Annotated in this window: 11 protein-coding genes; 5 read left to right on the top strand and 6 right to left on the bottom strand. The window is 61.4% G+C overall.

The features are described from left to right. Window positions 1-141: 141 nt before the first annotated feature. Genes GA566_RS22385 through GA566_RS22375 form a run of 3 tightly spaced genes read left to right on the top strand, consistent with a single transcriptional unit; the run spans window position 142 to window position 3,836 of the window. Complete coding sequence (locus tag GA566_RS22385) at window positions 142-2,316, top strand: T6SS effector BTH_I2691 family protein (RefSeq protein WP_160474046.1); 2,175 nt, start codon at window positions 142-144, stop codon at window positions 2,314-2,316. 30 nt (window positions 2,317-2,346) lie between these two features. Continuing rightward, window positions 2,347-2,865, top strand: a complete 519-nt coding sequence (locus tag GA566_RS22380) for a hypothetical protein (protein ID WP_160474045.1) — start codon at window positions 2,347-2,349, stop codon at window positions 2,863-2,865. Then, window positions 2,859-3,836, top strand: a complete 978-nt coding sequence (locus tag GA566_RS22375) for a DUF6708 domain-containing protein (RefSeq protein WP_160474044.1) — start codon at window positions 2,859-2,861, stop codon at window positions 3,834-3,836. The genes GA566_RS22380 and GA566_RS22375 overlap by 7 nt, the downstream gene beginning before the upstream one ends. Before the next feature lie 70 nt (window positions 3,837-3,906). Here GA566_RS22375 and GA566_RS22370 read toward each other — a convergent pair whose 3' ends face one another. Further along, a complete protein-coding gene (locus GA566_RS22370; RefSeq protein ID WP_137926779.1) occupies window positions 3,907-4,038 on the bottom strand; it encodes an oxalate:formate antiporter in 132 nt (43 codons plus the stop codon). 15 nt (window positions 4,039-4,053) lie between these two features. Beyond that, window positions 4,054-5,469, bottom strand: coding sequence for an OFA family MFS transporter (locus GA566_RS22365; protein ID WP_160474043.1), 1,416 nt, complete (start codon window positions 5,467-5,469; stop codon window positions 4,054-4,056). 1,012 nt (window positions 5,470-6,481) lie between these two features. Between GA566_RS22365 and GA566_RS22360 the strand changes: the two genes are divergently transcribed. After that, window positions 6,482-8,473, top strand: coding sequence for a PhoX family phosphatase (locus GA566_RS22360; protein WP_137926777.1), 1,992 nt, complete (start codon window positions 6,482-6,484; stop codon window positions 8,471-8,473). Between the two features lie 114 nt (window positions 8,474-8,587). Here GA566_RS22360 and GA566_RS22355 read toward each other — a convergent pair whose 3' ends face one another. From GA566_RS22355 to GA566_RS22340, 4 genes are all read right to left on the bottom strand, one after another. Further along, window positions 8,588-9,652: a porin gene (locus tag GA566_RS22355; RefSeq protein ID WP_160474042.1), complete on the bottom strand. Its 1,065-nt coding sequence runs from the start codon at window positions 9,650-9,652 to the stop codon at window positions 8,588-8,590. 129 nt (window positions 9,653-9,781) lie between these two features. After that, the gene (locus GA566_RS22350) at window positions 9,782-9,997 is read right to left on the bottom strand and encodes a hypothetical protein (RefSeq protein WP_137926775.1); all 216 of its coding nucleotides are present in this window, start codon (window positions 9,995-9,997) and stop codon (window positions 9,782-9,784) included. A 168-nt stretch (window positions 9,998-10,165) separates the two neighbouring features. Next, window positions 10,166-11,314, bottom strand: a complete 1,149-nt coding sequence (locus GA566_RS22345) for a BamA/TamA family outer membrane protein (protein ID WP_160474041.1) — start codon at window positions 11,312-11,314, stop codon at window positions 10,166-10,168. Window positions 11,315-11,319: 5 nt separating this feature from the next. Further along, complete coding sequence (locus GA566_RS22340; RefSeq protein ID WP_370459339.1) at window positions 11,320-12,414, bottom strand: hypothetical protein; 1,095 nt, start codon at window positions 12,412-12,414, stop codon at window positions 11,320-11,322. A 191-nt stretch (window positions 12,415-12,605) separates the two neighbouring features. On the opposite strand from GA566_RS22340, the gene GA566_RS22335 reads away from it, so the two are divergent. Then, on the top strand, window positions 12,606-13,373 hold the full coding sequence (locus GA566_RS22335) for a DeoR/GlpR family DNA-binding transcription regulator (protein ID WP_160474040.1): 768 nt from the start codon (window positions 12,606-12,608) through the stop codon (window positions 13,371-13,373). Window positions 13,374-13,383: the final 10 nt, after the last annotated feature.

The raw sequence follows: 13,383 nt of genomic DNA, 5'->3' as shown, positions 1-13,383 counted from the left end.
TTGCAGTTTCTTTGATCGTCCGCTGCTAACGCGGCGGATAGGCCGTTTTCAGTCGATTGAATTGGGCGTAGCGTGCGCACGCAGGTGCTGGCAGATGAGCCAAGCCGAGTATTCAGTCATAGCGAGAACGGAGCGCGCAGCATGGCGAGTGGGGTCAACGAGAAAAACGCGATGGGGAGTGGGGTGGATAGACAGACCGCTCCAGAAGAGATCTCCAAACTCATAGAAGTATCGGTACTCCCCGGTCAGATGGGCGGGAGAAAAAATTGCCGATTCTGCAAGCCCAAGGGGTACACGTTCCTGCCCCTGCGCTATGCCGTGGTGTGCAATGCGCCGGCCAGCCAATGGCCTGACCTGGCGTCGACACTGGGCGCGAACGTCACGGACAAGGCGTTGGGCGCGTCGCGCTACGCCGTACGCCTGCTGCGTGAAGGCTACCTGTACGTGCTGGTCGAACGAAAGCGTGGTCCGCAATGGCAGGGCTACGCGGTCACCCCGGGCGGCATGCTGGCGCAGTTCCCGATCGGCTACCCGCCCCCGGTGCAGGTGCCATTTACGTGTGACCTGGCTACCGACGGCGTAGGCGCCTCTCTCGTCTCGATCGACAGGATCGAGGAAGTTTCGGCCATCCACATGCTGTTTTCGCCCGATATCGTGCCGGCGGCCATGCTCGACCAGCGGGCCAAGGACAGGCTCGGCATGCAGACCCTGTCTCCCAAGGGGGGGAGAGGGCAGGCTCACACACTGCAGGCGAACGAACTGACCCAATGGGTGGCCGAGTTCAAGCTGAACAAGGACGGTGTCGGGGAAATAGACGCGAAAGATCCGCGCCAGATCGGACAGCATCACATTTCGCGTCAACTGTATCCACTGATGGGTGGCCCGGGGGTTTACACGCCCGACTTCGATGCTCACGGCCAGCGCCTCACAAACCTGCTCCAAAGGCTGGAAGAAACGAAATCGCCCGCCATCGTGCTGTGGGACCCCATCGGCATCACGCAAGAGCTGAACCGCTCGATGCGCGCGGTCGAGGAGGATGTAGAGAGGATTATCAAGCCACGTGAATGGGAGTTGCAGACTTCGTTCCGAATCGAAGGGCTCAAGAAGCTTGTCATTGCGCAGGCGGGGCTGCCGCCGCGTGGCCTGGCTACCGTTCCGCAATTCGGTGTCGCAGTTGCCAACCCCGAGTACGCAGAATGGAAGCGAGATCCCGAGAAGTGGGTGCAGCGTCAACAGGCGGAAGCGTGGTCGATCTACGAGCAATACTACGACGAGGCGGCCCGCGTTAAGTTTGTCGATCGGGTCAATGATCAACTCATGTCCGCGTTCGAGGAGGCCGAGCGCCGCTTCACCGAACTCAAGCCATGGCTGACCTGCGCTGCGTTATTGGAGGCGCTGGAATGGTATGGCACGAACGATGAACGCTGTGGCGTGCTGTTTGAATATCAGGTTTCGCTGTGTACCTATGGTCTGGGGCTATCCAAAGGCGGACAGGCGCTGCTGAAAGCGTGGGCCACGGATATGGAGGTTCGACGCAGCAACCTGATCAACCGCCAGTTCCTGTTTAACCAACGGGCTGCCATCGAGGAGTTCAGGAGGGTCGCAAGCCATTTGCAGGGCCATCGGGATATCCACACGACGACTCTCCAATCCATGGTGTCGAATATCGCAGGCACCTTTGACAAGGCCTCTGCGATCGCCGTGGCAGCCGATGAAGCAATGCCGCCGCACGGTATGGGTGGCGTTGCCGCAAAGTTCGTGTTGGGTGCCCAGTTCTACTCGACGATTGGACAGTCGGCGCTGCAACCCGCGAGCGGTGCGGTGACCAAGTTCTATGCATTTCTGCTTTACCTGCGTGGCGGCGCAAAAGACTTCATGCAGGGGATGGCCGACATGGTGATCGGCACGTTCGACGCCGCATATGGATCGAGGGTCGGCGTGCATACCGATGAGGCAAAACGGCTGCTCGACAAGCTGAGGGCGGCAGCCGCCGACAAACGAAATGCCAATTTCGCGTCTTTGCGCCTCGGCACCGCGCTTGGACTGGTTGAGGCCTGGAACCTTGCGTTGAAATGGAAAGCGTTCGACGGCAAGACCGAAAGCTCCCGCCAGCGTTGGGAACTCTATGCAGCCATGACTGCAACCTCAGGGGCGGTTGCTATCTCGGCCGGACATCTGGTCAAGATCGTGCGCAATGGCTCGCCGTGGGTGAGTCATCTTTCGCTGGCGAGTGGGGTACTGGGGGGATTCGCAGCGGGGGTGATGGCGGTGCAGGCGTTTGGGGACGCTACTCGCGCCTGGGCCGATCAGCGGTGACTTTCAGCTGCCGTCTTGCTTACAAAAGGCGTGCTGAACAGCATGGCCGCGGCGGGTTCGGTTTTTGTGGGCGTGCTGTACAGCGGCCCATTGTTGGAGCGCGTGGGCCATGTTATCGGCAGGAACGTTGCTGGGAACTGGATGGCTGGTATGGGAACGCTCTTGAAGACGTTTGCTGCAAGACGGTTGCCGGCCTCGATTCTGGGAGGCATCGCGGTGCGGGCTGGCGCTGAGCTTGTCGTCGGGGTTGTGGGCTGGGTGCTGATCCTGTACCAAGTCATCGAACTTGCGCTGACTGTCACGGCGGAGCAAGGCCGCATGAACGTGTGGCTGATGCGTTGCAGATTCTGCATGCAGCCCGTCGCGTATCGCAATCTGCCGGGACGAAGGCGGTATGCCGATTTGCCCGGAAGACCTTACGCCAGTCAGGCTGAAGAAGAGCTGGAGTTCCAACAGGCGCTGCAATCACTGATAGCCGAAGCCGGTACGCACGCGGACGAACGTAGGCATGTTGCGGGATCGATATCGCGGGGGGCACAGTCATGCTGATGGAAGAGTCCATCGCCTGGGGTTTGAAGACGTCTCCGGAGGTTGACCCCACCCTGCCGATGACTGATGGCATGGCTCACGACAAGCGTGCTGCAGAACGGCCGATTTCCAATGCCTCGGTATTCAAGCGTACTGATACCTATCTTGAAGTATGTGGGCAATTCGAGGCGCAGCGCGGGATGTTGGGATTTGCGGTGTGTTTGATTCCAACTGCAATGATCGGCTTTTTGTCCTATCAGTATGTTCTCGTGATTGCGGACCCTTTCCAAGGGTTGGTCAACGCAGACGAATCGCTAAATCTTGCGGGGCGAATAGTCCTGCTGACAGGGATGTCGTTGATCCTGTTTGGCCTCATATGGTTCTTCAAGAAACTTGTGCTGCCACTGGTCCGCATGGACTACTTCACGACGCGGCGTACCCTGATTCGGTTCAATCGCGTGACACGCAAGGTCTATGTGCATAACCGGCCGAGCGCGGGCGGGATTGTTGTGCACGACTGGGACGATGCCCGGGCCACGCTCGACAATCCTGCTGCATTCTCTCCCGAACCCGTTAGCGAGAAGGATGCGAACTTGGGCCATGGTCGCCTGATCCTGTGTTGGGTGGACATGGAGGCGGCGCAGATGCGCGGCCTGATCTTCGTGGGCCGGGCGGCAGGCACTGCTGCGCGGGGCCGGGCATGGTGGGAGTACATCCGGCGCTATATGGAAGAAGGGGCCGAGAGCGTGCCCCAACCGTTCCTGCGGCCATGGAAAGGCGCGTGGCCGCATATGTCGTTGCTGGAGGTCTTCTACCTCTACCCGGAGCGGCTTCTGCGCGGCGGTCCTCTGTGGTGGGTATTGCTGCCGTGTCTTGCCCCGCTCGATCTGATGCGCGCCACCCTGCATTGGCTTGCGATGCTGCTGTGCGTGGAGCCGACATTTCCTCCGGAGATCGAGTCTGCAGGAAGTCCGCAGGAGGGATCTGCTTAACCAGGGGCGATAACAGACACAAAAAAAGGGCTGCCAACGGCAGCCCCTTATCACATCACCAACACACCCTTCACTGGAACAGCTTCAGCGCCTGGGTAATCGTGTTGGACACGCCCCAGACCAGCGGCACCAGTACGTAGAGCCAGAAGGCGGCCAGCAGGGCCTTGTTGGTGGGGGCAGCGTTGAGGTTCTGGTTTTCCATGTTCTCTCCTCGGGATCAGTGGGCGGCGCCGGTGCCGGCACCGAGCTTGGCCACATCTGCGTCGCTCATGTGGTGCTTGTTATTGACACGCGACACCATCAGGTTGCAGATGAAGCCGATCACCAGCAGGGCGGCCATGATGTGCAGCGTCATGGTGTACGCGGCGGCGCCGGTTACGCCGTGGGCTACCTGGTACTCGCGGATGTAGTTGACCAGCACGGGGCCGGCGATACCTGCGGCGGCCCAGGCGGTCAGCAGGCGGCCGTGGATACCGCCCACGAATGCGGTGCCGAACATGTCGGCCAGGTAGGCCGGGATGGTGGAGAAGCCACCGCCGTACATCGACATGATCACGCAGTAGGCCAGCACGAACAGCGCGATATTGCCGGCGGCGCCCAGTTGCGGCACCAGCCAGTACAGCACGGCACCCAGCGCGAAGAAAATGAAGTACGTGTTCTTGCGGCCGATCCAGTCCGACGAGGAAGCCCAGAAGAAGCGGCCGCCCATGTTGAACAGCGACAGCAGGCCGACGAAGCCGGCTGCGGCGGCGGCGGTGACGCTGCCCTTGAAGCTTTCCTGGATCATCAGCGATGCCTGGCCGAGCACGCCGATACCGGCGGTCACGTTCAGGAACAGCACGAACCACAGCAGATAGAACTGCGGCGTCTTCAGGGCTTCATCGATATGCACGTGGTTGCGCGTGATCATCTTGTTCTCGACCACGGGCGGGGTCCAGCCTTCCGGCTTCCAGCCGGGCGGCGGCACGCGGATGGCCAGCGAGCCGATGCTCATCGAGATGAAGTAGCCTACGCCCATCACCAGGAAGGTCTGGGCTACGCCGACCGACGTTGCGCTCTTGAAGTAGTTCATCAGCACCACGGACAGCGGGGCGGCGATCATCGCGCCGCCGCCAAAGCCCATGATCGCCATGCCGGTGGCCATGCCGCGACGGTCCGGGAACCAGCGGATCAGCGTGGAGACGGGTGAGACATAACCCAGGCCAAGCCCGATACCGCCGAGCACGCCGTAGCCGAGATAGAGCAGGGCGATCTGGTGCGTGTAGACGCCGAGGGCCGAGATCAGGAAGCCGCCGCCGAAACAGCAGGCGGCCGTGAACATCGTGCGGCGCGGACCCACGCGCTCCAGCCATTTACCGGCGAAAGCGGCGGAAATGCCGAGGAAGAAAATGGCCAGCGAGAAAATCCAGCCGAGCGTGGTCAGTTTCCAGTCGTCGGCCACCGATTCGGTAATGCCGATGACTTTCGACAGCGGCGCGTTGAACACCGAAAACGCGTAGGCCTGGCCGATACAGAGGTGCACCGCCAGTGCAGCGGGCGGGACCATCCAGCGGGAAAACCCCGGCTGGGCGTAGGTCGCCTCCTTTGAAAAGAACGGCGCTTTAGCGCCGCCACCATTAGTCACACTGCTCATTGAAAGTTCTCCAGACGTGGATCCTGGGTAATACATCCATGCTGGCCTGGCGACGCCCGCGGGTCTGGCTGGCCCGTCGGTTGACCCCGTACACCTTGGATGTATTACCCCCAGAGGTGTCGCTGTTCCGGGATATCAGAGACGTTTTGCCCCGGATGCAGCGACGGTTGCTACGAAGCTGCTACAAAACCGGTAAGCGGAAATGGATGGTCATGGACGCACGCGGGGCGCACGGGGGCGTGCGTCGGCGAGCTCCGTCGAGGCGGGGCGTGAGGGCGGCTGGAGACGCGAGGCGTCCCGGAATGGTGTCGTGCATCGTTTTTTCCGATCGGGGCGAACAATATATGTTTTTGATTGCATATATTGCCGTGGAAAATATTATGCGCTGAACCATATCCGGCCCGATTGATCACTTCAATAGGCTAAAGATGACATATTCCGAAAACGCACGAAATCGGCCGCTTGATGCGCAAAACTGCCGAATGACAGGTTTGTAACGTTTGATTTTCACCACACACGGTGTGGTGACCGGAGAAAAAACTGGCCCACGGGCAAGGTCGTCCGGAGGCATATTGAAGGACCGGTTTCGGCACTTCGGATGGTCGGTTGTCATGACAATTCGTCACGAGACTGACATCTGGGGCGCTTAGGATGGCTGCCCGTGGCGGTACTCAACCGCTGCTCGGACAAGCCGGTCAGACCTGCAGGTGGGCTGCAGATCGCCAATACACGGGTGACAGAAGTGGGTGTCGTCCGGACCGGCATTTTCACGACGCCGCGACCATACATGGGTCGCGGCGTTTTTTTTCGTCCGCTGTGTGACCCGGCAAGAAGTGACGCTCCCGGCTGCTCGCGAATTGTTGCGGGTTCAACGTGTTGTCACATTCGGTTCATACGATGCCACCCGGCTTGACCGCTGTGCGGTTGCCTCCACAAGAGCTGACCGGGTTGCCATGTACGCATGTGCAGGGCGGTCTGATGAAAACACTAGATCGACGGGGAAATCCAAAAAATGTCCGAAAAACTTGACGCATCGCGCCGCAAGGCACTGAAGTTCCTGGCCGGCGCACCGATGCTGCCGCTGGGCCTGGCCTCCACCTCGCTGCTGGCAGGTTGCGGCGGCGGCGACGACGCCCCCGCTACCCCTCCCGTGACGACGAACCCGCCGGCTTCCACGGCCACGTTCACGACCGCCGAGTTCACCGGCATGCCGGCACCTTCGCTGGCCAATGCGGCCGAAATGGCCACCACTACCGTGGGTTCGAGCCTGAAGGTGAACTTCAGCGATGGTACGAGCCAGAACTTCAAGCTGGCGTACCAGCCGTTCTTCATGACCGGCGACAAGGTGTCGGACGGCAAGGGCGGCACGATCCTGGCCGGCGGCTACTTCGACATCAACAACCAGCCGATCATGGATTCGTCCACGGGCACGGCTGCCCAGTTCTTCTCGGACTCGCCGGACGGCACGTCGCTGCTGAAGATCGACGGCGCCAAGGTAGACGGCGTGAAGGGCAACACGGTCTTTGCCGTGGTGCAGTTCGAATACACCACGTGGGACCAGGCCAAGGTGACGGACATGTACGGCAAGCTGCCGTCGCCGATCGCCATCCTGACGCTGGACCAGGACCCGGCCACCGGCAAGCTGTCGCTGGTGAAGTACCACAACGTCGACACGTCGTCGGCCAACGGCCTGTGGATCACGTGCGGCGCCAGCCTGTCGCCGTGGAACACCCACCTGTCGAGCGAAGAGTACGAGCCGGATGCCTCGAATCCGAACACGGTGCAGAACCTGGCCTTCGCCAAGAACCTGTACGGCACGAGCACGATCCCGTTCAACCCGTACCTGTACGGTCACCTGCCGGAAGTCACGGTCAATGCCGACGGCACGGGCTCGATCAAGAAGCACTACTGCATGGGCCGTATCTCGCACGAACTCGTGCAGGTGATGCCGGACAACCGCACCGTGCTGATGGGCGACGACGCCACCAACAGCGGTCTGTTCATGTTCGTGGCTGACAAGGAAAAGGATCTGTCCGCCGGTACGCTGTACGTGGCCAAGGTGGGCACCGGCTTCTCCGTGAACCCGGCCGATGCTGGCGCCGACCTGACCTGGATCAAGCTGGGCCATGCCACGAGCGCGCAAGTGGAAGGCTGGGCCAAGTCGCACACGTTTGCCGACATCATGGACATCAGCGCCACGGATCCGGCCCTGAATGCCACGCCGGACACGACGTACACGAAGATCGCGTACAGCGGCAAGTTCCAGTGGATCAAGATCAAGCCGGGCAAGGAACTGGTGGCAGCGTTCCTGGAAACGCACCGCTATGCCTTCGTGGCTGGTGGCAGCATGGGCTTCACCAAGATGGAAGGCACCACCGTCAACATCAAGGACAAGATCGCCTACTCCGCGCTGCAGAACATCGTCGACTCGATGGTGCTGAACAACGCCAAGGGCTGGAACGCGCAGAGCAATATCAGCGTGCCGGCAGCCATCAACGCCGGCGGCGTGATGCAGCACAAGCTGGGCGGCGGCCAGAAGGATACGTCGGGCGCGGCCATCGTTAGCGAATGGGTACCGATCCACACCCAGGCGCTGATCGTCGGCAAGGACATCGCCGCCGATGCACTGGGCAACACCGCCGATCCGACGACCATCGGCAACCCGGACAACCTCAAGTTCTCCGAGAAGCTGCGCACGCTGTTCATCGGCGAGGACAGCAGCAACCACACCAACAACTTCCTGTGGGCGTACAACGTCGATACGAAGAAATTGTCGCGCCTGATGTCGGTGCCGGCCGGTGGTGAATCGACGGGCCTGCACGCCGTCGACGAAATCAACGGCTGGACGTACATCATGAGCAACTTCCAGCACGCCGGCGATGGCATCAAGGCTGCCGTGAAGGCGCAAGTGGAGCCGCTGGTGTTCGCCAACTACAAGAACGGCCTGGGCGCCTCGGTGGGTTACCTGACCGCCGACGCTACGAGCATCAAGACCGCGAAGTAAGCCGTTCGGTCTGTAGAAAAGAAAAGCGCCGCGGTCCGTGAGGTCCGCGGCGTTTTTCATCGACAAAGCATACCGGTAAGGAAAGTACCGATAACTCAGACGATCTTCCGGCGATCAGAAGCGGTGACGGACACCCATCACCATGCCGATCTGGTCGTCACCGGCCACGACATTGGCCGGGCTACCCGCCGGCCCATTGAATCCGTTCATGCCCAGTTGGGAGCCGTCGCGGTTGATGGCGTAGCCGATATTGAAATAGACGTCGGTACGCTTGGAGAATGCATAGTCCGCCGAGGCGACGAGCATGATCGGGTCGGCACTCGAATTGCGGGTGTCGGTGTAGTATGCAGCGCCCATCAGGGAGACGGAGGGGTTCACCGCGTAACGCATACCCGCCCAGTAGAGGTTCGAACCGCTACCCGGAAGCGTGCCGACATCGCCCTTGAACCAGCGGTAGCCCACAAAGGCGCGGGCTGCGCCGAATGCATAACTGGCGCCGATCAGGGCACGACGATCCTTGCGGTCCGCCGTGGCCACGCTGGTGCCCTGGAATTCGTCATACGCGGCGCCAATCCCCAGCGGGCCGTTCTCGTACATCACCGAGGCGCCGTAGTTGCGGTCCACCTTGAAGTTGCCCGGGATCTCGCCAGTGCCGGTGCGGCCCAGGCTGTACATCGCGCTCATCGTCAGGCCGCCGAACTTGCCGTCGTACCGGATCGCGTTATCGGTGCGGCCGGCGAGGATATCGTCGTTTGTCCACAGCGAGTAGCGGGGCGCGTATCGCATCGGGTCCAGGATATGACCCGTGTCGTGGATCGGCGTGTTCTGCCGGCCAAGCGCCACAGTGCCGTACCGGCTCTGGAGACCGACATACGCCGCACGGTCGAACAACCGGTTCGTGAGCAGACTGCCGTTGTCCGGCGCAAATCCGCTTTCGAGCTGAAAGATGGCCTTCAGTCCGCCGCCGAGATCCTCTTGACCGCGCAGGCCCCAGCGCGACGTGGACATATTGCCCGAACTCATGCGCACCTGATTGGCGCCGCCTGTGGCCGTTGGCACGTTGTTGAGATATTCGATACCCACATCGAGAATGCCGTAAAGCGTGACATGGGATTGGGCGAAGGTGGCGGCAGACAGCATGCTGAGAGTTGCCGCGGCAAAGCCGTAACGGAGTTTCATTGCGCTTCCTTAAATAAAACGCACTTGGTTCTCAGTGGAATCAAGGTGGTGAAAAGTAAATTCACGGCCCATAAAAAGACTTCAGGCCGCTCGGAGGCGGCCTGGTTTTGTCTTCATGGCGACGTGGATTCAGTGGGGAGTGCCATTGGCGGTGCGTGCACCGTCTGTGTAGACATCACGCTGTTGAATGCGGCCACCATCGGTGTAGGGATCACGAGGACGATGCACTTGTCCTTGTTTTTCGAACGATGCATCCACCACGATGGGGGTCTGGCTCGCATTGGCCGTCGCACTGATCGCGATCAGTGCTGCGCCTGTGGCGAGCGTGGCGAGAGATTTCTTCATTGGTAGTTCTCAGGAGCTGAACGATTTTTCGGGGGGCTCGCTGAGTCTAATGACGCGACATGGAGTGCCCATGGCAGGCCGGTTACACCTCGGTCATGGAAATGCGACCGTGTTGGTGCACTCGTCAATAGATTGCTGAAGTGATAAGAAATTCGCGAAACGTTTCGCTCAAAACGCCTCGTTGATCTGGAAATACACACCCTTGGTGTTCTTGCCCACGCCTACGTCAAAGCGCACGTTGACGCGCGGCTTGAACTCGAAGCGGTAGCCCACGCCGCCATTGGGCAGCCAGTGCGCATCGCGCAACGCACCGGGGTTGCCGGCGATGGCGCCGGTGGCCAGCCAGAACACCATGCCCTGCCGGCCCGCGATGTGCCAGCGATATTCCACCTGTGCGGTCAGCAACGCCTTGTCGCGGTATTGGCCCATGAAGTAGCCGCGCATGCGCCGGTTGTCGCCGAGCTTGGACATCATGCTCCATGGCACGTCGCCCCAGTTGAACTTGCCGTAGATGTCGAAGGCCAGCACGTCGCGCTCGCGCATGGCGAAGTACTTGTCGTAGGTGATCTCCAGCGTTTCGAAATCGAAATCGCTGCCCAGGCCGCGGCGATACACCGTACCGTTGATCAAAAGCGCCTGGCCCTTGTACGGGTTGGGGATGAAATCGCGCGTGTCGTAGGAGAAATGCGCGGTGAGGCCGCTGCTGATGACATGCGTGCCGTGGGGATCGGCGGCGAACGCGCTGGCGCTGCCACGTTCGATGTTGGCCGCGTCGTCGTACTCGAAGTCGTAGCCGCCGCCGATGTAGGTATTCGGCATGATCCGCATCATCATGCGCGGTTGCAGCGAGACCCCCCGGTGCGTGTAGCCCTCCTTGTTGGCGTCGTTGATGGCGTTGTCGTAGCCAATGCCCCAGTAGGAGGTCGGCATGTTGAACAGGCCGCCCGAGAACACAAAGCGATAGCTGTCGTCGCCGAAGAACGTGTTGTTGTCCGCGCCGATACCGAATGCGCCGGTCGTCGTCACAAAGCCGTGTAGCGTGAGCGTGGAGAGCTGCGTGTCCTTCTCGGCGTTCTTCGGCTTGTACAGGCCGATGGCTGCCGCGCCGAGTCCCAGCCCCATCTCTGGGTTGTAGAACGGCCCGGGCAGGATGCCCCAGTCCACGCCATGGCTCAGGTCCACCTCCTTCGAGGCGCCAAGCTTGTTCAGGATCTTGTCGATCCAGGCGGTCTTGGGCGGGGTGTCGGGCGTGGCTTCCTGTGCCGCCACGGGCATGGTCAGCAACGCGGCGAGCAAGGGAGGGAAGGTGGCGCGCATGATCGTCAGAACCGGAAGAAGCCGGTGGCGATGATGTTGTTACGGTTGTACCCGTAGCCGATTTCCAACAAGACGCCGACGCTGCGGTTGATGGTCCAGTTGGCGCCTACGGAACCGCTCCAGTAACCCGTCACCCGTTCCGCGATCTGATAGTTCAACCGCTCGGTCTGGCCGTCGATATCGGGGATCGGTACGTCAAAGTGTCCGGTGATGGTGGCGCGGGTGCGGAAGTAGGTGGCGCCGATGAAGGGCGTGAGCAGCCCCAGTCCGTGGCCCAGCCGGAGATTCCATCCCACGCGCGGCCCGATGTTGACCGACTTGACCGGCGTGTCCGACATCGAGATATCCGCCACGGTGTAGGTCACCGGCAACGCGAAGAACAGGTCGCGGTAGGTGCCCACCAGTGTGAAGCCGCCGCCGTAGGTATGGCCGCTGTAGCTGGCATGCTGGGTGGGCAGCTTGATCGGCTTGCTGCAGGCGTCGCGGGGACGCCGCCCCCCGCAGCCTATGTTGACCCCGAAGAACCGCTCGAGATCGGTGAGCGAAGAAAAGCTGATGTCGATGTTGCCGCTGCCCTGCACGTTGCCAACGATGCCGTACACATTCATGAACGGAAACAGCCATGCACCCATCTGCACCTGGTTCGAACTGTTATGAATGCGTGATTGCTGGAACTGCACGAAATCCGCGCCGCGCAGCGGGTTGCCGCCCGCGGATACCTGCAGGCCGCTCAATTGATAGCGCTGGTAGCCATCGTAGTAGGAGTACCCGATGTCGTACGGATTGGGCAGGTTATAGCCTTTGTCGATCACGCGCTGCGCGAAGAAGGGCAATGCGCGGTCCCAGGTCTTTGGCGCCTCCGGTGCAGGCTCCGGGGAACCGACCGGCCCGACGATGCCGCGATACGGCCCGGAGTGGGTATCGGGCGATGCCGTGGCCGCCGCCGCACCGCCGCTGCCGCCCGCTGTCCATGCCGAAGCGGTAACGGGCAGCGCCAGCCCCATCGCAATCAGGCAGCCACGCGCAACGCGGAGAAAGCAGCGGCCGCAAGCGGGCATATCGGTGCGCTCCCATATCGGCATGAAAACCTGATCTTCCACGATCCCGCCGGGACCTCGAAGTGAATGTTTTCGTGAGCCGACTTAGGAGAAGCTGCCTGATTGCGAGAACAGCGCGCACGCTGGTTTGCTGCGGCGCGGCATGTGGATACCCACCCGCGTGGGGGTAAACGATGTCACGGATGTGACACATTGCGCGTTTACATTTTCATTCGAACATATAGAGTGATCGAATGAGCCTGACTGCCCGCCAGCGTGAAATTTTTGGATGGTTGAACGATACCGGCTACCTCAGTACCGAGCAGCTGGCCAGCCGCTTTGGGGTTAGCAGCCAGACCATTCGCCGCGACATCAACGAGCTGAGCGTGCAAGGGCTGGCGCGCCGCATGCACGGCGGGCTGACGTTGCCTGCGAGCCAGAACAACATCAGCTATCTGCAGCGCAGCACCGCGCAGGTGGAGCGCAAGCGCCGGATCGCGCAGGCCGCCGTGGAGATGATCGAACCAGATGCCACGATATTCCTCGGATATGGCACCACCGTGGCAGAGTTCGCGCGGGCACTGCCGGCTGACCGACCGCTGCGTGTGGTGACCACCAACCTCGGCGCGGTACTGGCGCTGGCGGACAAGCCCGCTGTCGAAACCTGGGTGGCCGGCGGACGCCTGCGCGCGGGCGATTTCGACGTGATGGGCAGTGCCACGGTGGATTTCATGCGGAAGTTCCGTGCCCATGTGGCGATATGCGGGGCGGCCGGCATTGACGAGCACGGCACGCTGTACGAGTTCCAGCCCGAGGAAGCCGAACTGAGCCATGCGCTGCTCTCGCACAGCCACGAGCGGATGCTGCTGGCCGACAGCAGCAAGTTCGGGCGCCACGCGCCATGCCGCGTCGCGGCGTTCGAGCAGATCGACCACCTGTTCACCGATACCGATGCCACGGATGCCCAACCCGCGCTGTCCGCGTTATGCGAAGCCGCAGGCGTGACGCTGCATGCCTGCTGAACCTGTCGTT

It is taken from the genome of Cupriavidus sp. SW-Y-13 (assembly GCF_009793345.1).
Lineage (GTDB): Bacteria > Pseudomonadota > Gammaproteobacteria > Burkholderiales > Burkholderiaceae > Cupriavidus.
This window is presented reverse-complemented; position numbering and strand designations above follow the sequence as displayed.